This is a genomic window from Parabacteroides sp. AF17-28 (genome assembly GCF_003479205.1).
Classification (GTDB): domain Bacteria; phylum Bacteroidota; class Bacteroidia; order Bacteroidales; family Tannerellaceae; genus Parabacteroides; species Parabacteroides acidifaciens.
Genome location: NZ_QUGV01000009.1, coordinates 17807 through 37919 on the forward strand (window position 1 = coordinate 17807; position 20113 = coordinate 37919).

A 20113-nucleotide genomic window follows, 5' to 3' on the forward strand; every position below is an offset into this window, starting at 1 on the left:
AATTATTTTGTTTATCGTTTTCCGGACTTCCGGAAAACTTTAAAAACTCAATTGGATATTGCCTCCGATCGTGAACGGCCGCCCTTTTTGTGCCAGGCCATTGCCGGCGCTTTCAAAATAGTAGGCCGCATAATCGGCATTGGTAATATTCTTCGCCCAGATTGCAAAGGTAATAAAATCTTTGGTAGCAGATACTTTCGCATTCAACAGTCCGTAATAAGATTGCGACACCTTGTTGTCTTCTTTCCACAGGATGCGCCCTGTTCCGGTATAGCCGGCACTGACAGTGAAGCGGTCGATATGCGTGCAAGGATGTGGGATCGTGTAGTCGGCGCCTGCGGCAAACGTGTGGCGGGGCACCATCGGAAGGAAATTGCCGGCATAGTCGATGCCTTTCCTGTTGTCTTTATAATCCTTGAAGGTGGCATGCGTGAAGCCGTAGTTGACCTGCACCATCAGCCCGTTCACCGGGTTTCCTTGCAAGCTGACTTCTATGCCTTTGCTTTCGCTTCGCCCGGCATTGCGGAGGAATTGTCCGGTTTGCGTGGCGAGCATCTGATAAATCTGCTGGTTTTTCCAGTCGATCCAGAAGAAACAGAACTCGGCGTTGAGGCGGTTGTCGAGGAACGGGTGTTTGGCGCCCAACTCGTAGTTCCAACTCGTCTCGGGCTTGAAGCTGCGGTCCTCCTCTCGATCGAATGAGGTGTTGAAGCCGCCTGTTTTATAGCCTTTTGTCGCGGTGGCGTAGATCATTCCGGTGGATGGGAACATATATTGCAGGGCGATCTTTGGCGTCACTTGGCTGAACTTGAGCTTGTTGTCGAAAGCGTCCATCTGCTGGCTGCCACCGTCTGCCTCTTTATAGAAAAGGTAATCGTTGGAGGCGTGTTCGTAATCGTAGCGGAGTCCGAAGGTGAGCGAGAGGCCGCGCGTCAGCAAATCATCTATCGTCGATTGGTGATAGAAGGCGACGCCGTAAGTGGGCGTGTCGTATAACTTGCGCGTCGTATAGTCTTTGGATAGATAATCGAGAATTACAACGTTGTCTATGCCTTGCCAGAATCCGAAGGCGCCGAAAAGCCATTTATAGTGGCCGGTAGTGGTCGATTTGATGTTTAATTCTTCGGAAACCATCTTCTGCTTCATATCCTGACGGGCGAAATAGATGCTTCGGGGCGAGAAATCCTGGTCGATGCCCTGGTGGTCCGAGAGATATTGGAAGGCTGTACGGCTGTTGATGCTGTAGCCCGCGCCCTGGTAGTCGGCCGAAAATCCGGTGGTGGAGAGTGTCCGTTTGTAGAAGCTGTAATCGTTATAATTCACGTCGCCGGGGCGGTGTGTCACCGAGTCGCAGACGGCGTAGGGGTAGCCTCCCTGGTTCGAGCGGTCGAACGAACTCATCAGCCCGAGAGAGAGCCGCGCACTGGGTTTCCATTCCAGGCGGATGCGAGCGGAACCGGCTTTCGAATCGTCCGTTTTCTTGTCGGTATAGAGGTTGGTGAAGTATCCGTCACTGTTAGTGTAATTGCCCGAGATGGCATACCCGAATTTCTCGCCGATTTTATTGTAATGGGAGAGGGAATAGTCGCGATAACCATAGGTCCCGTTGGAAAGCCACAGGTTTGTTCCTTCGTACTTCAAGGGCGATTTGGTGTAGACGTTGATGATGCCGCCCATTGTGTTACGCCCGTAGAGTGTTCCTTGCGGACCGCGCAACACTTCTATCCTGTCTACTTCGGCAAAGTCGAAATCGAATGCAGATTTCTCGAAGTAGGGGATTCCGTCGACGTAGAGGCCGACCGACGGCGAGTTGATCTTCGAACCGATCCCGCGGATGTAGACGGGCGACGTCAATTTCGATCCGTAATCGGGCATGAAGAGGTTCGGGATGAAGGAACTGAACTCTTTGATCCCCGTAATGTTACGGTTCTGTATGGCTGTACCCGTAACGGCTGTGGCCGAGAGGGGTTCGAGCCGGAGGTCGCGTTGCTGCTTGAAGGATTGAACGACGATCTCGTTCAATTCCACGTTCCGTATCTTCGACGTGTCTTTCTCTATTTCTTCTCCTTTTGCCGTATAGGAGAGAAAGAAGAAAACCGGGAGGAAATATAATAGTTTCATGTTTTATCTCTTAAAATGCTACCGTTATTTCGCCGCCGATCTGGAAAGGTTTGCCTTTCTGGATGAACGAACGGTTGAATGACTCGAAATAGAACGCTTGGTAGTCTGTGTTAGTGATGTTTCTGCTCCACAGGTTCAGGTTTACGATCCCTTTGCGGACTCCGACTTTGGCATTCAGCAGTCCGTAGAAGGGCTGGCTGATATCGTTCTTTTCCGTCCAGAATATCTTGCCGGCTCCGGTGAATTGGGCGGAGGCGGTGAACTGGTCGATCGGCTTATTATGCAACAGTTTCGTGTATTGCACTCCCAAGCTGACCGTATGGCGTGGGGTGTAAGGTATATAATTGTCCTTACAGTCTGTTTCGACTATCTTGCCCTGTTCATTTTTGTCGGTGAAGACGTAATCGCGAAACGAGGCATGTGTAAAGCCATAGTTGAGGTCGGCCGTCAGCCCTTCAGTGATCCGGCTTCGCAGGCTCACTTCCACACCGTAGCTGTTTGCCTTCCCTCCGTTGGTGATCAGGCGGCCGCTGCCGTTTTCGGCGAACGAAGTCAGTTGGATGTCGCGGATATCCATATAAAAAAGGGTCAGTTCGCTGCTGAGGCGGCCTTTGATCAGTTCGCTGCGGATACCGGCTTCGTAGTTCCAACTGTGCTCGGGTTTGTAGGAAGCGACATCTTTTACCTCTCCCGGTTTTTTGGCTCCGTCGGGCATGAATTTCGACTGGAGTTCATATTGCGCTTCCGCCTGGACGAGGTCACCAAACATTTGGACGTTGTATCCTCCGGTCTTGTAGCCCTTGGCAACCGAAACGTAGGTGAATGTCCCTGGTGTGCACTGGTAGCGTAGTGACACTTTTGGTAACACCTGGAGGAAATCTTGCGAGATGTTGCCATCCATCACCGTGTTGACGGGAAGCGTTATGTTCATCGGGCCCATTTGTACGCCGATCTTCATGCTGTCGACAGCCGAATGGTAAGTCAGTTCCGCCTTTTCGTAATCCAGTCGGATGCCGGCGGTGATGGAGAGGCCATCTATAAACAAATTATTGTAAGTCGATTGGTGGAACGCTGCAAATCCGTGTGTTGGTGTGTCGAAGTTTCCGGGAAAATAGATCTGGTTCGATTCGTCGCCCAAGACTGTTAGCTTCGGCGCTTTCGGATTATTGGCCAGCATGTCGTCGAATGCTTTTTGCAGGATGCCGCTGAGCCCGTCCTTTTTGAAGACGACGGGGCCGTCGGTGTTCAGGCTGTTGTAGAAACCGTATGCACCGAAGCTCCACTGGTAATTACTTTTGGTGTTGGACTTAATTGCCAGTTCTTCGCTCCAAGCGTATTGCTTTTGTTTCTGGTTGAGGGTGAAAATGGAGAGCTCCGTGTAATCCTGGTCCATCTTCATGTCGTCTTTCAGATATTGGTAGGCGGTGGTGGAAGAGAGGGTAAACCGGTCTGTCTTCCATTCCAGGTACAGGCTGTTGTTGAGTGTTCGCCGCCAGTAGGAGCTCGGGTCGTTGATGCGGATCGGCTGTACGGTTCCGGTTGCCGGATCGTATTGACCGTATGGGAAGGCTTTCTGGGTGACATAATCGTAATTGAACGTGTATTGGGCCATGAGCTTGTCCGTTATGTGCCAGTCCAGCTTGAATCGTCCGCCGGCCGACTCCTCTTTGTCTGCTTTACTGTTGTCGTATTCGTTGATGAAGAAACCGTCGTTCCGGTCATAATAGCCGTTAACCGAGATGCCGACGTTTTCACTGAGTTTGCTGTATTGGGAAACCTTTGCTTTAGCTGTTCCGTAATTACCCATCGACATGGATATCTTCGTTCCTTGGTAGGTGAAGGGCGAGAGGGTATAGATGTTGACGATTCCTCCCATTGCATTACGCCCGTAAAGAGTTCCCTGCGGACCACGGAGGATTTCGATGCGTTGGATGTCATTCAGCTCGAAATCGAAAGCACTTTTGTCCAGATAGGGGACGTTGTCTACATAAAGTCCGATAGATTGCCCGCTGCTTCGTGCCCCGATTCCGCGGATATAGATGGCTGAAGTCATTTTTGACCCATAATCCGGCATGTACAAGTTGGGGACAAATGCACTGATGTCCTTCAGCGCATCTATCTGACGAGCAGCTATCGCCTGGGGCGAAAGAATGGAAACTGCTCCGGGAAGCAAGCGCAGGTCGTTCGTCTCCTTCGTCGATGAGGTGATCACCACTTCGTCGATATTGTAAGTTTTAATCGTGTCGTTAATATTAACATGCTCTGCCTTTAATGTTTGCAGGCCGATCAGTGAGCTCGCAACAAGAGCATAGAGGTAGCGTTTGTTCATCGTGTTGTTGTAAACTATTAGTATTTTACGCTTACAAAGGAACGAGAAAGATTCAAGGCTGTCAATCACTATATGTAGTGATTTTTAACTTTCAATTCTCAGCTTTCAACTTTAAAGTTCGATCTCGTCGCCCGAGATAATGCCGTTCATGATGGCGTAGAAAGTGAGTCCGGAAACTGTTTTGATACCGAGTTTGGTAGTGATGTTTTTGCGATGGGTGAGAACGGTGTTAAGACTGATGTTCAGTTTGTCGGCGATTTCTTTGTTTGTGCTGCCTTTGACGATCAACTGGAGAACGTCTGTTTCACGGATAGACAGGTCTTTATTGTTTTCGCCGGGATAGCAGCTGCTGTCTCCTGCAAATAGTTGTTCCAACTGCTCGATGATGATTTCCTGCGGAGCTTTGGTCGTGATATGATTTGTGGTTGACAAGCCGCCTTCTCCTTCTGTTCCGTCTATTAATACCATTGTCTTACTGCGTCGGGGCAGAAAGAAGTCTGCATTTAGTACAAACAGGGTAGAGTTGGTGAAATAGTAGTCGAATGTGTCGTTTCCCGAAGTCGACAAGGCTTCGAATGTAGGATAATGGCTGATTTCTACCGGTGGAAAATAGTCGATCAGCATACTTTGCAGTCCCGTGCTTTGCAGTGTGTCGGACAGTATGATTGCTATTTGCTTGTTGTGGTGCATCCGGTCGAATTTGTTAAATACACAGCTTCTCCATTGCAGAAACCATAGGAGTCAGTATCCGGTAACGGATGCGGTTGTGTTGTTTGATGTCTTTTTCCAAACTGCTGACAGCAAATATGACGGCGTAACACAAGTTCTCATTATAATCGCCGGATAAGTGCTTGATCATAATGCTTTTCAAATCGGCCAGCAGTGCTTCTATCGGATCTTCCAGCCGTTGTTCGGAACCCAGGTGAAGGGCTTCGACTTGTCCGGATGATTGATAGTTTTTCAACTGTTCGCTTAATGATAAACAATAGGGGAACCAAACCTGTTCGTCCTTCTCTATCCGTGAAGTCAGTTCCTCTTTGAACGAAGAGAAAAATTTTCCGATCAGGTTAAGTGTATTATTTCCCGGTGTACTCATGGAAATGAACGAACCGAGATGCCTTTCTATATTCGGGATTTGATAACGTTGGTAATATTGATTGGTTTTAGTCAGGTAATCGATGATCTGTGATGTATGGAATGTTTGTAACTTCTTTTCGGGGAAGTATTCTTCATTGAGAAACGTATTGATCACCGTCAACAGGAAGTCGGTATCCAGCTGATATTCTTCACAAATTGCTTTGACCGATTTGTCGCCTAATCCCAGACGGATTCCAAACCGGTTGATAACAGGAATGAGTGAGGGGTGCTCTTCCACCACCTCACTCATTTGCATATTAGGATATACTAATGGCATATTATGCTTCTTCCCACTGTTTACGTAATAATTCAACTGCGGCAGGAACCAAAACATTCCGGTCACCCTGACATCCGCATTCGAAACTTACATATTTATCATAGCCTAACATTTTCAAACCTCTGAAGCCGTTTACATAGTTATCTGCATCTCCGTCTTCACCTGGCATGCTGCGGCGTTTACGGCTGGCAATGTGTACATGTTGCAGGTAATCGCCTGCAGAAAGGAATGCGCCCATGTCGCTTGTCTCTTCCCATGTCATATGCCAGAAGTCACCCATGCAACGTACGCCCGGATTGTTGATGTCGCGGCAGATAGAAGCGGCATCTGCTACCTGACGAAGGTAGAATGCTTCTTTTCTGTTAAGCGGTTCAAAGATTACTGTCGTACCGTGCTCCTTAGCGAAGTTGCCCATTTCATTGAACTGTTCGCATAAGAAATCGCGTGTTTCCTGCGTATGAGGCATTACCGGAGACTGCGAATTGAATGCCGGAACGATAATTACACCGACGGAACCAAGCTCTCCTGCGGGAGCAATAATTTCCTTCATGGTGTCCATGCATTTTTTGCTTTTTTCCGGATCGCTTGATAGGATGAAACCATCGAAACCTGCACAGATCGCACTCACTTTGATATTGCGTCCATTCAAAGCATCCTTGATTTCCTTCACCCGGTCTTTCAGTCCACGTCCGCCCGGTTCGAAACCTACAACACCCAACTTTTCCATCAGGTCCAGTTTCTGATTTAGGTTTTCACCCGGCGCAATACCTTCCTGGAAGGATATTTTCAACTCGGCTTTGCTATTGCAACAAGCTTTCTTGTCGGTCGGACAACCTTCAGCAGAAGCCCCTTTGCCACCACAGGCAGCAAGAGCTGAACTACCGGCTGCAACAGCCGCACCTGCCAGAGTCGTTCTTAAAAAGTTTCTTCTGTTCAGTGCCATATGTTATTTTTTCTTTTCGTCACGAGGTTTACCCGGTACCGGAACAGTAAATCCACTCATGTCCATCTTACCCAGATTCAGGTCTTTTGGAGTATAGTCCAGAGGAGATGCAGTCATCGCTTCCCATGTTGTTTCCATCCCACTGTATGCTGATTCACGTCCCATGATGGCAGCCATGTTGGCCACTGCTGTTTCGGAAGCTTGTTCGATTTTCTTGCCGCCACGAATACAGTTGATCCAGTTTACGTGTTCCAATACATATGGATTCTGCTGTTTTGTGTTTGCTTTTTCAGCTTCGGAATCATATTTCCAAACAACATTGCCGGCATTGTCTTTGATTACTGTTTCACCGTTAGCTGTTGACCAAGTACCTTTTGTTCCCTGGATAAATTCGCTGACGTTGTTTACGCAACCGTCGATCTGGCGACACATACTGTGCATATGGATACCATTTTCCATTGTGAAGTCAATGCTGAAGTTGTCATACTGGTCACCCGTGATACGGCGTTGACGAGAACCGAAACCTACAGCCTTAACCGGTTTCAAACCGCTGAACCATGTAAATACGTCAATGTTATGTACATGCTGTTCTACGATATGGTCACCGGATAACCATTTCCAGTTAACCCAGTCTTTGATCATATATTCGCAATCATTCCAGTCTTTCTGACGTTCGCGGAACCAAAGCATATTCTGATTCCAGTAAACAACACCGCCGGTAATTTCACCGATAGCGCCTTCCATGATCTTCTTATAAGATTCAACATAGCTGCGTTGGTGATGACGTTGTGTACCTGTTACGACACACAGGTTCTTGGCCTGGGCTTGTTTAGCCGTAGCCATAATAGTACGGTAACCTACGGGGTCTACACAAATCGGTTTTTCCAGGAAGCAATGTTTGCCTTTTTCAACTGCGTATTGGAAATGAACCGGACGGAAAACCGGAGGAGTCGCTACGATAACTACGTCTACACCGCTATCGATCAATTGTTTGTAAGCATCTAAGCCAACGAAGCGTTTGTCGGCAGGAATATCACATCCTTTTGCTTTCAATTTATCAGCCAACCCGTCTACACGTTCTTTAAAAGTATCAGCCAAAGCAACGATTGTTACGCCGTTTGCTGCTTCCAGGAAGTTTTCAGCAGCGCCGGAACCACGTCCGCCACAACCGATAACACCGGCTTTCAGTTCTTTACCGTCTGTTGCCAAGTCAGGCAATTCGGGGATATAGTATGTTCCGGGTTCTTTCAGCGGTTTGTTGGCTGCTGCACTTTCGCTACCGCTACCGGCACATGAGGTTAATACACTCGCACTACCTGTACCGATAGCACCCAGTGCACCGGCCATAGCTGTACTTTTCAAAAAAGATCTTCTGCTAATACTGTTTTCTCGCTTCATGATATAGTAAATTATAGGTATCAATTAATCATCTGTTATTTTACTCCAATCGCAGGGTCCGGTTCGCAAACCACACGGAAACCGATACCACGAATATCCGAATACCACCAAATACTCTTCGGTTGTTGCGGGTCTGTTTTTAACCAGGCATCATGCTTTGTATAATCACGGGCTGCAGAACGAACATCTGCAGCATCGGAAGTGTAGTTACCTCCACGTACAACCCATTCTTCACCCTCAGTGACCAATGGGTTTGTTACGTTTTCACCGCCTTTGCTATAAGCTTGCGGATCATATTTGTCTGCACAATATTCCATTACGTTACCCAACATATTTTTCAAGCCGAACGGATTTGCTTTCACTTCATTTGGCTCCTGTGTCCTGTTCTTGCTGTTCTTTACATAAATTACGAATGAACTGATGCTGTCTGTTTTTGCATCGAAGAACTTACGCCAGAATCCCTGGTCTGAAAAATCTTTCGGGTTGCCGGTGAAGAAGTAAGGGGTTTCCGTACCTCCACGAGCAGCATATTCCCATTCTGCTTCAGTCGGCAGACGGTATTTCTTTCCTGTTTTCTTAGATAACCACTGGCAGAACGTTTCTGCAGCATAGTGGGTCATTGTGATTGCCGGACGATCACCGCCACCCCATCCCTGGTCGGGGAATCCGAACGGTGGAGTCGGACCGGAAATCGCATCTACATCCGGGTTGCTGTTGTTGGCATACACCGTTTCCGGAGGCGTACGTCCTTCACTCATGGTCTGTCCATAGAATGCCCAGTACTGATCCCAGGTAACCTCGACTTCGGCAATGAAGAACGGACTGACTGTTACGTTCCGTACGGGAGCTTCATCTTCCTTGTGGAATGCTTCCTTTTCGGTGCTACCCATTTTGAATGTACCACCCGGTATGGCAACCATCTTGAATGAAACGGGCGTTCCGGGGATTTGTTCCGTATAATCGGCAAAAGACGTGACAGGTGTAGCTGTTTTGAAATACATACTGGTGTCTATGGATGCAGTCGTATTTGCGCCCGGAATGCCTGTCAATTTGCCGTGTTTGTAATCCGGATTATAATGTCCTGCGTCAAGGTGGCAACTGATACATTGTAAATCCAGTTTCTTTTCGTTTTCATCATAATAGAGGTGTGCGGTAATGCCATCCTGATTGATTCCCTCCGGAAACAAATTCTGGTGACATTCTTTACAAGATTCGTTCGGGATATATTTAACCGCGTGTTCCAATTCCGATTTTGTGTCCCAATCGAAATCGGCACTGTCTTTTGTCATATAGGACCATACATCCTTTAATCCTAATTTGGCTTTTGCCGTATAATGGTTCCATGTATCACTTTGAGGCGGGAGGTGGCAAGCTACGCAATGAGTTTTAACCCCACTTCCGTTGTTTACATGTTTGGAAAGTTTCCAACTGTCTTCAACGTGTGGATGTACATGGCACATCATACACGATTCGTCGGATGAAAAGTAAACGGATGTCTTATATACGGCAACCATAATGCCCGCACCGAGAAGTAATCCGATCAAGAGAATAAAGGTCTTTCCTTTGAAAAATCTTCCTTTTTTCCCTGAAGGATAGCGATTCAAATTCTTGTTAGTAGCCATTTGTTTCTTATGGTAAGCGATTTTACAATTAGTCTTGAATTAGATTTAAAAATCGGGAATAAAAGTAGTGTTTTCCGGTATAAAACGAAAGTCTATACTGGCTATTTAACGAAATATGCACAGGGATTATACTTTTTTATCAGTTTTTATAAAGGAACGCTTGTCTCCGCTTGATATATCGGCTTTTAAGAATCCCATATCGTCGCGGGAACAAGCGTTTTTTAGTAAAAACTTATAAATTGGACTGGATCGGTTTCATGATGAATGAGAATTCATAATCCCCATAATGAATACGATATTGTTCCAGCGGCAGTGTTCCCCAGCTGTTGATACAACCCAATCCCATTTGTACCTTGTCTATACACATATTGGTGTAGTTTATCTGCGGTACAAGTTCCGAATGTCTTTGTTCTTTCTGTGTGCCGTCATCCAACGACTCGATCGAATAATGTAATGCGGAAGCAGAGAAAGGAGCTTCAGAAATAAACATCAACCCGTTACCTCCCTTATTCATTTGTTTCCACCAGCGGATATCTGTTTTTGTCCCTGTTTCCTGCGGGCGGATATATGAATAGAACTGTTCGTCTACGGTCTGTTTGTAGTTCCCTAAATCAGTTACATTGTTACGATCGGAATAGTTTTCAATAGGACCTCTTCCGTAATAATTGATTTGATCCAGGCATTTCGGCATTTGCATTTGCATACCGAAACGGAACATATCAGATACTTTTGCGGACTTGTCGGCTACCATTTTTTGTGTAACTTTAACAGCACCTTCATTATTGATCGTATAGGTCAGATACAATTTTGCTTTGACAGCATCCATTGTGTATTCAGCACTGACAATAGCCATGTCGTTTTCGATCTTATTTGTCAGAGAGGTCAGCTTCAGCCCCGGTTCTTTCCATGCCGCATATTTATTCTGCAGGTTGGCACCCATATCGTTATCCGTTGGAGCGCGCCAGAAGTTCGGAGTCAGTTTTCCGTCTTCTTTCAGCATAGGCATACCGTTTACGTCATATCTGCACAAGAATCCGTCATGTCTGTTGAAATCCATCCGGAAGTTTTCTCCTTCAATGATCAGATAGTTGAAATCATTCTCTTTAATAGTCGGAACGACTGTGGCAATGTTTACTTTCTGTTTGTTTTGCAGATCCAGTTTCGGAGCTTCATACGGACGGATTGTCATTTGATTCTTGGCAACCGTGTAACCGGCAGGAAGCAATGTTTCCGCTTTCTTTAATTTAAAAGCTACATTCAGTAAGAGCTCTTTACATTTGCAGATACCTTCTGTGCTGTAATTCAACTTGACAGATTTAGTCTGCTGCGGAGCAACTTCCAAATCTTTCACCATACCTGTCTGAACAACTTCTCCGTTTGCCAACAGTTCCCATTCTGCATAGTAGCCGCTCAGGTCGCGGAAGAAGTTTTCATTATAAACATTGATGACGCCGTTTGCCAAATCGGAGGGAGTAGCCCAGATGGACTGATAGATATGGCCTACTTCGTACATATGCGGATTCGGTTTGCGATCCGGACTAATTAAGCCGTTGTCCATAAAGTTGTTGTCGGAAGCATCATAACGATTCCAGTCACCGCCATAAGCATAGAAAGGAACACCGTCTTTTGTTTTCCAGCGTAAGGACTGGTCTACGAAGTCCCAGATAAAGCCACCCTGGTATTTCGGGTATTTACGAACCAGATCCCAATATTCTTTAAATCCGCCTTCCGAGTTACCCATGGCATGTGCATACTCACATTGGATAAGGGGTTTGTCAATGCTACCTTTACTATATTCTTCACTTCTCTCGTAGTTCAGGTACATCGGGCAATAGATATCAGTGAATTCGCTTGTCCGTGCTTGTTCATATTGTACGGCACGCGTTTTGTCCTCGTTCTTAATCCAGGTATAACAAGCCTCGAAGTTAGGACCCATACCGGCTTCATTACCTAACGACCAGAAAATGATGGATGGGTGGTTATATCCGCGTTGCACGTTACGTTGATTGCGTTCCATATGCGCTTTTGCGTATAATGGATTTTTAGCCAGTGTCTTGTCGCCGTATCCCATACCGTGCGATTCGATGTTGGCTTCGGCAACTAAATAGATACCGTATTGATCGCAAAGGTCATACCACAGGTTGTTGTCCGGATAGTGGCAGGTGCGTACGGCATTTATATTATATTCCTTCATCACTTTGATATCCTGGATCATGCGCTCCGGTGAAACGACATATCCGCCGTCGGGGTCCATTTCGTGGCGGTCGGCACCTTTAAACAATACCGGTTGTCCGTTCACCAATATCTGTGAATTTTTCAGTTCGATTTTACGGAAACCGACTTTGACCGGAATTACTTCCGTATTGTTACCGTCTTTCAGAGTTGCTGTCAGGGTATAGAGGACCGGAGTTTCTGCCGACCATTTTTCAGGATTTCTGACTGCGATATCTGTTGAAATTTTACCGGCACCTTTTACGGATGAAGTGGCAACTTCTTTTCCTGCCTTATCCAACAATTTCAGATCCACTGTGCCGCTTCCTTTCAAATTAAGCGATACATTCAAAGTCGCATCTTTGTATTGTGCATCCAGATCCGGAGTTACGCGGATATCCTGTATATATTTCGGATTACGGGCATACAGGTAACAGTCACGTCCGACACCCGAGAAACGCAGGAAATCCTGGTCTTCCAGATAAGTGCCGTCACACCAGCGGAATACCTGGAATGCGATCACGTTTTTTCCCGGTTTCAGATATTTAGTCAGGTTAAATTCTGCTTCCAGTTTGCTGTCTTCGCTATAACCTACAAACTGTCCGTTTACCCACAGGTACATATTGGATGTGACAGAACCGAAATGGGCGAAGATTTCTTTTCCCTTCCAATCTGCTGGAACGATTATTTCCTTCCGGTATGATCCCACATGGTTGTTTTCGGTCGGAACTTCGGGAGGGTTGTTCTCGAACTGGCTTCTCCATGCATAACCTACGTTTACATAGATCGGATCACCGAATCCGTTCAATTCCCATAAGCCAGGAACTTTCATGTCGGCCCAGCCTTTGTCATTGTAATTTACCTGATAGAAATCTGTCGGGCGCATATCTGCGTTCTTAACCCAGAAAAATTTCCAGTTTCCATTCAAGGTCATGAAATTTTCAGAGGATTCTTTACATCCTTTTAATGCACTGTTCTCATTTTCGTATGCGAAATAATTTGTGTGCATGGGAGCCCTGTTGATTTCGTTTACGTTAGGGTCTCTCCACTCATTTTTTTGAGCGAAAGCTGCTGTCCCGATCAGGGACAGACAGCAAGCAGCAAGTACGTTTAGTTTCATAAGATGTTATTTATTTACGGTTTTTCAGGATTTAATCAATCCATTTTTGCCATTTTACATTATCGTTATATCCGGCTTCAACCATTGTTTCAATGAATTGCATGCCTCTTACGCCATCATGGACAGTCGGGAAGTCCAGGCAATCTCCGCTTGGGGTTTCGCCGTTTTTGATAGCTCTTACAGTAAGTGAGAAATTACGGTAGATATTGGCGAAAGCTTCAATGAAGCCTTCCGGGTGTCCGGCCGGGGTTCGGGTATTCCACAATGCCTTTTCGCTCAGATAGCCGTTATTACCGATATTCAATATTTCTGCCGGACGGTTGCCCCATTTCAAGGTCAGTGTGTTCGGCTCCATTTGATGCCATTCGAGCCCGCCTTTTTCGCCATATACACGGATGCGGATGTTGTTGGCCTCGCCTGTTCCTATCTGGGTTGCCGTCAGGACACCTGTCACATCGTTCTCGTAACGAAGGAATGCGGCGCCGTCATCATCGATCGGACGTCCGGGAACGAAGGCTTTCAGGTCTGCACACAGTTCTTGTACTTTCAGTCCGGTAATATATTCGCTCAGATGCCAGGCATGTGTTCCGATATCGCCTACGCAACCAGCCTTGCCGGAGCGTTTCGGGTCTGTGCGCCACCCGGCATTGTTGCCGCCTTGCAGCTCGATGCGCTCAGCCAGCCATCCTTGTGTGTATTCGACATATACACGGCGCAATTTGCCGAGTTCGCCATTCGCAATGCGGGCTTTCGCTTCTTTTACGGCCGGATAGGCTGAATATACATGTGTCAAAGCCAGGATAAGTCCCGTCTCTTCAACTTTTTTCTGCAGGAGTTTAGCTTCTTCCAGTGAAAATGTCATCGGTTTATCCACTACCACATGAAATCCTCTTTCAAGTGCCATCATAGCCGGTTCGAAATGCCAACGGTTGGGAGTCACGATGGTAACAAAGTCCATCCGCTCGTCTTCCGGCAAGGTCATTTCATGTTCGAACATTTCCTGGTAAGTGCTGTAAATCCGGTCTTCCGGCAAGAAATAGGATAAACCGGAACTTTTGGATATCTCAGGGTCTACGCTGAAACATCCGCAAACTAATTCAATTTGGTTGTCCATAAAGGCTGCCCGGCGGTGGATTGCCCCGATAAAAGCGTCGCTTCCTCCGCCAACCATACCCATTCTTAATTTTCTGTTCTTCATGATATTATTAAATTAGCAATTTAATGAATTGAGATACTGCCCAAAGTTACAAAATCTTGTAAGATGTACAATAGCGTTGCAACATTAAATTGCAATATTGGTTGTATAGGTTTCAAGATTCAGTATCACTCTATCACGGTTGCTTATTAAATATTGAGGAATAAGTGTGATAGATGTATTAGGAAAAATAATTTATAAAATAGATGATTGGTGTAGAAGTCTCATGTTCGAAGGGGGGCAGAATACGCCCCCTCTTCTTAGGTGAATTTTTAGATTATTCTCCATATCCAGGATTCTGGATCAAGTTTGGATTACTGTTGCATTCATTGCGCATCATAGGTAAATAATAACATTTGTCTACGAATTGGCGGCCTTCATTGTTTAGATCAATTACTTTGTAGTGCATGTCCCAAACAGTAGGGTCGGCGTCATATTTACTTCGAGCCCCGATACCAGGTTTCAATGTTGCGGTCACACGGATACCTTTTAAGCTATTCAGGCCTGGCAATTCTGGTGCAATCATCCAGCGGCGAACGTCCCAATAACGAATTTCTTCATAAGTAAATTCCAGGCGGCGTTCGTTTTGGTAGATCTTTCGCAATTCATTTTGATCGTTTGTTGTTATAGTCGGTAAATTGACATTCGCGCGATATTCGTTCAAGTACTTCTTGGCTTCATCCAGCTCTCCTAATTCAATACAAGCTTCGATGTAGTCGAAATAAATTTCGGAAAGGCGAATGAACGGGAAGATGGCATTAATCTTGTTACGATGGTCTCCATCCGCCGGGTTGATATATTTTTTCAAATAATATCCAGTGTAAGTGGCATTCCAGTTTTCTCCTCCTCCTGCACGTGTATCCATTCCGGGGAAGAACTTAGAGTCGTCTGTTATGGACGGATCTAACTGGTAGTAACCGGTCTGGATTTTGCCGGTTGGCTCTATTGCCGCAAAGTCCGATGGACGTTGAATCCATTGCATTCCATCGTACATGATTGTTGCATAAAAGCGTGGTTCGCGATTGCTGTAAGGGGCTGTTGCATGTTGAGGATCGTTCCAGTTGAACTTGCTACCGTCTTCCATTGCATAGGCATCAACCAAATCTTGTATAGGTGTATTGCCTCCCCAAGCATGATAACCGGAAGGACCATTGAATATCGGCATCTTGGTTCCACTTTCATCTTTGGTGTCGATGAAATAGCGCGAGAAGATGTTGTCTGCACTTTCCGTTAGAAAGAATTTCCAGATAGCTTGTGCTTTCTCTTCTGTTGACAGTCCGCTTCCGCCATAAGTCGGAATGGCGTGTCCCATCGGATTGTCCAAAAGGTCTTTAGCTGCAGCTTTGGCTGCTTGCCAACGTTCAGTACGTGATCCTTCTGTGTAGAATAACAGTTCGGGATGTGCGTAAGAACCCAGTAAGGACGATTTGGCAGAAGCAGTAGGCTGATCGTGCAGATCACTGGCTACATCTGTTAATACGCGAACTCTCAGCGCTTTTACGGCGGCTAAAGTTGCACGTCCTTTTTGTGTATTAGCAAATGTGCGGTCTTTCAGGTATTCTGCAGCATTGTCGATATCACTTAATACTTGCTTGATGCAATCTGTATAAGAAGACCTTGGAATAAGGAATGATTCGGGATCATCTGTCAATTGGGTTACCCTCAACTGGATGGGTACTCCGCCGAATGCGCGGGTTAAACGGTGTAAGAAATAAGCACGTAAAAAGTATGCTTCTCCTTTTAATTGCACTCGTGCATCTTCTGCAAATGTGGCATTATCCAGATTTTCGATAAAGTCATTGCAAGAACGTATATTCAAGTATAGACGCTGCCACTGATGCCCGCTTTGAGTCTTTGAGAACCAGCCGAGGTTAACATCGGTGACTGCACCGGCATTCGTTTCCGGAAATTCGCGTCCATGCGTGAACATGGCTTCGTCGCATGCAGAAGCCTGTAACTCTTCTGTAAAACCTGCATCTTGGAAAGCAAAATAGATATCGTACATATAGGCTTCAGCCAGGCTTTTTTCTTTCCAGATATCTTCCGCCATGATTTCCGTTTGTGATTTTGTATTCAGGAAATCCGTACTACATGAACTTGTCAGTAATATGGCAGTGAGTAAATATAATATATTCGCCTTTTTCATATTCAAATTGATTTAGAAAGTTACTGTAAAACCGACGTTGATGATCTTAGACTGCGGATAGTTGGTTGCGTTGGAACTTGTACTTTCCGGGTCGATATCCTTGCATGGTGAGAAGGTCAACAAGTTAACACCATTGACATATATGCGGGCGTATGAAATAAGCTTAGTTTGTGCTAACCAGGCTTTTGGTAGCGACCAACCGATTTCAAGGTTCTTCAAGCGGATATAGTTGGTGTTAACCATCCAGTAAGTATTGTTTCCGGCCGCTGTTCCATCCCAATAATACTGGCTACGTTCATTTACGCGCGGGTATTTGTCCGAGGGGTTTTCAATTGACCAATGTTTGTCATATACATATTTCGGATAATTACCGATATCGCCTGCTTCCCAATATACTTTTGTCCAAGAGTCTGCAGCTCCCTGGAACAAGACGCTCAGATCGAAGTTTTTCCATTGCAGGTTTCCTGTGATACCATATGTCCATTTGGGTTCATTATTGCGGTTTGAACGAACACGGTCGTCTGGTGTGATTTTACCGTCTCCGTCAATATCCTTGAACTTCATATCGCCCGGTTTCAGGTCTGCATCTTTTGTGATACCGTCATAATTCGGGCGGTTTGCAGTGTTATTGATTTCGTCCCAATCTTTGAATACACCGTCATATTGGTAATATAGATCTGTATTCATCGGATGTCCGGTTGATTTCTGCCACTGGGGAGAACCGGGAGATTCGTCCCAAAATTTGATTGTGTTTCTTGCATAACCTCCGGTTGCAGAGATGCTGTAATGCCAGTCTTTACCGATGTTGTCGTTCCATTCGATTTTAAAATCGAAACCAGTGTTGTCTACTTTACCGATGTTTTCAGCTGGTAAGGTTAAACCTGAAGTTGTCGGAATAGAGGCATTTCTGCGCCACAGAATGTTAGAGCGCTTATTGTAGAAATAGTCTGCTTCGAGGTACAGACGGTTGTCGAATGTACGGGTTTCAATACCGACATTGAAATTGTTGGCGCGTTCCCAAGTAATATTCGGATTCGGGAAACGGCTGATACGCAAACCTTTTTCGTCTGCATTGTCGACGATATATCCCCATTCGTAGTAGTAAGTCGGAGCAAATTGATATTCTCTCAAGCTACCGTCATAATATACCTGGTCGTTACCCATCTGCCCCCAGGATGCACGGACTTTGAAGTAATCAATAAAGGAGAGATTTTCTTTCCAAAAATCTTCTTCGGAAATACGATATCCTAACAAGACACCGGGGAAAAAGCCGAAACGGTTCCCTGCTGCAAACATATACGAACCATCGTAACGCCATACAAACTCAGCCAGATATTTTTCTTTATAGTTGTATGCTAAACGTCCGAAATAGTTCATGCGGGCACGCTCCCAGTTGTCACCATCGCTTTTAGCATTCTTTTCTTTATCACCGCCTGCATTAAAATGATGCAGGGCGTTTGATAGGAAATAACGGCGATAGGCATTGAATGACTCTGCGTTTGACCAGTCACGTTCCATGCCGATAAGAAAGTTTATGCCATGGTCTCCAAAGTTACGGTCGTAAGTCAAAATACCACTTAGCACGGTATTGGTCTGGTCTGTGGATTCCATAGATAAATCAGGGTCTTCATGATTCGGATAGCTGAGCATCGGCGTCAGTTTTGGAGTAATGCCATCTGCTTCATAGCTTACTTTATCCCAATCATATAAAGTCCATGGCTGGAACCATGTTTTGCTCTGTTTTAAATATTTATCATACGATACGGAAGCTGTCAATTTCAAACCATCAATCCATGGCTGGGTAATTTCAACTTTTGCATTACTCTGGATATAGTAACGTTTATCATGTGTATAACCTGTTGCATCCGTACAGGCGACAACAGGGTTGCGTCCGTATTCCTGCGCCGGACCGGGAAGTCCGTTAGGCCAGTATGCTTGGTCTGTAGGGCGGCCCCTGGAAGTGAACCATAGTAAATCACCGGCTCCCTGGCTGGGGAAATTACGATTTTCCTGGCGTCCCATCAATTGTGCACCGACTTTAATATAATCATTAAATTGTGCATCTACGTTCATACGCAGGTTGAATTGTTTGTAGTTGTTTGCGGAGTTTTGATAAAGCCCGTCGGTATATTTATGACCGAAATTTACAAAATACTGGTATTTGTCGGATCCACCTTCTAAAGATGCGTTATGGACACGTTGAGGTGACCAGTTCTTAAATGTTGCGGCATACCAGTCTGTGTTCGGATATCTCCAGGGGTCACTGCCGTTACGATAGAGCTCGATCTCTTCCGGCGTTCTGAATAACGTATAATCCCCCATGCTTTCTCCGTTGTTCAGAGCCGGGTTTTTCATAGCTTTGTTCATATAGAGTTCATTCATTAGTTCGGAATATTCTACGGCGTCGCACATATCCGGCAGGTTGGTCGGCTTAGACCATCCTTGATTGAATGAATAGGTAAATTCAGGTTTTTTTGCGGCCCGTCCTTTTTTTGTTGTGATCAAGATTACGCCATTGGCGGCACGGGCTCCATAGATAGCAGCAGATGCATCTTTTAACACGGACATTGTCTCGATTTCGTTTGGATCCAAGCGTTCTAAGCCACCGGCTCTTGCAGCAACTCCGTCGATTACGATTAAGGGGTCGTTGTTTCCTAATGTATTTGAACCACGGATGCGGATGGTGGCTCCATCGTATCCCGGCTCACCGGAACGTTGGTATGTTACTACACCTGACATTTTACCGGCAATAGCATTTGACAGGTTTGCAACTGGTGATTTAATCAAATCTTCACCTTTCAATGTCGACACAGAGCCGGTAACAGTTTCTTTTTTCTGTACACCGTATCCCACAACGACTACTTCGTCGATGTTTTGAGTGTCTTCCTGTAGTGTGATGTTAATTGACGTTTGGTTTCCGGCTGAAACTTCTTGTGTCCGGTATCCGATGTAGGAAAATACAATTATTGCATTTGTCGGAACTTCTAAAGTGTACTTGCCGTCAATGTCGGTAATGATACCGGTGGTAGTACCTTTTACTGATACGTTTACACCGATAAGTGGTTCGCCGGTGGCGTCAATAACGGTGCCTTTAATGGTCTTTTGCTGTGCAAAAACGGTGGTTGTACAGAATGCAAAAAGCAATAAGGTTAACATTTTAAGAAGATTGCTTATTACACCACCTTGCTTGGAATGTGTTTTTAAAGAAGATTCTTTCATGTTCTTTCTTTATTAAATGAATATAAGGTTAAAAAAACAATAAGGATATTACTATCCTGCTAAAAAACTGGAATTCTAATATTATGTGATCATAGGCAACAAGTATTAAATGAAACATTTATTTTGAAAAAAAATATCATTTGATATTGGGTGAATTTTACAATAAGAGGATTACGTTATAAATGACCGAGTAAGTATTTTCCTGGCATATCCATCCGATATGCCAGGGCCTGATTGGAAATGCCTCTTGAATAGAGGTTGAAAGATAAGTGATGCATTGTAGATGCTCTTTTGGCTGTAATACAAACTTTTCTTGGTCTCATCTTGAACTCTTTTTTAGGTTAACAATCTTATAATGAGATGTGTATTTCTTGAAGTAAACACAACTCTTGTTA

At 45.4% G+C, this 20113-nt stretch carries 11 protein-coding genes; all 11 read right to left on the minus strand.

Annotation, left to right across the window (positions count from 1 at the left end; all coding sequences use genetic code 11):
- Window positions 1–39 precede the first annotated feature (39 nt).
- The 11 genes from DWW90_RS08180 to DWW90_RS08230 all read right to left on the minus strand — a co-directional run bounded on the left by DWW90_RS08180 (window position 40) and on the right by DWW90_RS08230 (window position 19718).
- Window positions 40–2121: a TonB-dependent receptor gene (locus DWW90_RS08180; protein ID WP_122344628.1), complete on the minus strand. Its 2082-nt coding sequence runs from the start codon at window positions 2119–2121 to the stop codon at window positions 40–42.
- Between the two features lie 10 nt (window positions 2122–2131).
- A complete protein-coding gene (locus DWW90_RS08185) occupies window positions 2132–4450 on the minus strand; it encodes a TonB-dependent receptor (protein WP_122344629.1) in 2319 nt (772 codons plus the stop codon).
- Window positions 4451–4561: 111 nt separating this feature from the next.
- A complete protein-coding gene (locus DWW90_RS08190) occupies window positions 4562–5140 on the minus strand; it encodes a response regulator transcription factor (protein ID WP_122344630.1) in 579 nt (192 codons plus the stop codon).
- 13 nt (window positions 5141–5153) lie between these two features.
- On the minus strand, window positions 5154–5843 hold the full coding sequence (locus tag DWW90_RS08195) for a helix-turn-helix transcriptional regulator (protein ID WP_187574930.1): 690 nt from the start codon (window positions 5841–5843) through the stop codon (window positions 5154–5156).
- 22 nt (window positions 5844–5865) lie between these two features.
- Window positions 5866–6807, minus strand: a complete 942-nt coding sequence (locus DWW90_RS08200) for a sugar phosphate isomerase/epimerase (RefSeq protein ID WP_115499604.1) — start codon at window positions 6805–6807, stop codon at window positions 5866–5868.
- Between the two features lie 3 nt (window positions 6808–6810).
- Window positions 6811–8205, minus strand: a complete 1395-nt coding sequence (locus tag DWW90_RS08205; protein ID WP_122344631.1) for a Gfo/Idh/MocA family oxidoreductase — start codon at window positions 8203–8205, stop codon at window positions 6811–6813.
- A gap of 35 nt (window positions 8206–8240) precedes the next feature.
- Window positions 8241–9827, minus strand: coding sequence for an SUMF1/EgtB/PvdO family nonheme iron enzyme (locus tag DWW90_RS08210; protein ID WP_122344632.1), 1587 nt, complete (start codon window positions 9825–9827; stop codon window positions 8241–8243).
- A gap of 232 nt (window positions 9828–10059) precedes the next feature.
- On the minus strand, window positions 10060–13158 hold the full coding sequence (locus DWW90_RS08215) for a glycoside hydrolase family 2 TIM barrel-domain containing protein (RefSeq protein ID WP_122344633.1): 3099 nt from the start codon (window positions 13156–13158) through the stop codon (window positions 10060–10062).
- Window positions 13159–13189: 31 nt separating this feature from the next.
- Window positions 13190–14356 carry a Gfo/Idh/MocA family protein gene (locus DWW90_RS08220; RefSeq protein ID WP_122332823.1) on the minus strand — a complete coding sequence of 389 codons (1167 nt, stop codon included), beginning with the start codon at window positions 14354–14356 and terminating at the stop codon, window positions 13190–13192.
- Between the two features lie 274 nt (window positions 14357–14630).
- Complete coding sequence (locus tag DWW90_RS08225) at window positions 14631–16499, minus strand: RagB/SusD family nutrient uptake outer membrane protein (protein ID WP_122344634.1); 1869 nt, start codon at window positions 16497–16499, stop codon at window positions 14631–14633.
- Between the two features lie 12 nt (window positions 16500–16511).
- Entirely contained in the window at window positions 16512–19718 is a 3207-nt protein-coding gene (locus tag DWW90_RS08230) for a TonB-dependent receptor (protein WP_122344635.1), read from the minus strand.
- Between the last annotated feature and the right edge of the window lie 395 nt (window positions 19719–20113).

Coding starts and splice junctions, on each gene's coding strand:
- DWW90_RS08220 (WP_122332823.1), bottom strand. CDS start 14,356: ATGAAGAACAGAAAATTAAGAATGGGTATGGTTGGCGGAGGAAGCGAC.
- DWW90_RS08180 (WP_122344628.1), bottom strand. CDS start 2,121: ATGAAACTATTATATTTCCTCCCGGTTTTCTTCTTTCTCTCCTATACG.
- DWW90_RS08200 (WP_115499604.1), bottom strand. CDS start 6,807: ATGGCACTGAACAGAAGAAACTTTTTAAGAACGACTCTGGCAGGTGCG.
- DWW90_RS08215 (WP_122344633.1), bottom strand. CDS start 13,158: ATGAAACTAAACGTACTTGCTGCTTGCTGTCTGTCCCTGATCGGGACA.
- DWW90_RS08195 (WP_187574930.1), bottom strand. CDS start 5,843: ATGCAAATGAGTGAGGTGGTGGAAGAGCACCCCTCACTCATTCCTGTT.
- DWW90_RS08190 (WP_122344630.1), bottom strand. CDS start 5,140: ATGCACCACAACAAGCAAATAGCAATCATACTGTCCGACACACTGCAA.
- DWW90_RS08225 (WP_122344634.1), bottom strand. CDS start 16,499: ATGAAAAAGGCGAATATATTATATTTACTCACTGCCATATTACTGACA.
- DWW90_RS08205 (WP_122344631.1), bottom strand. CDS start 8,205: ATGAAGCGAGAAAACAGTATTAGCAGAAGATCTTTTTTGAAAAGTACA.
- DWW90_RS08210 (WP_122344632.1), bottom strand. CDS start 9,827: ATGGCTACTAACAAGAATTTGAATCGCTATCCTTCAGGGAAAAAAGGA.
- DWW90_RS08185 (WP_122344629.1), bottom strand. CDS start 4,450: ATGAACAAACGCTACCTCTATGCTCTTGTTGCGAGCTCACTGATCGGC.
- DWW90_RS08230 (WP_122344635.1), bottom strand. CDS start 19,718: ATGAAAGAATCTTCTTTAAAAACACATTCCAAGCAAGGTGGTGTAATA.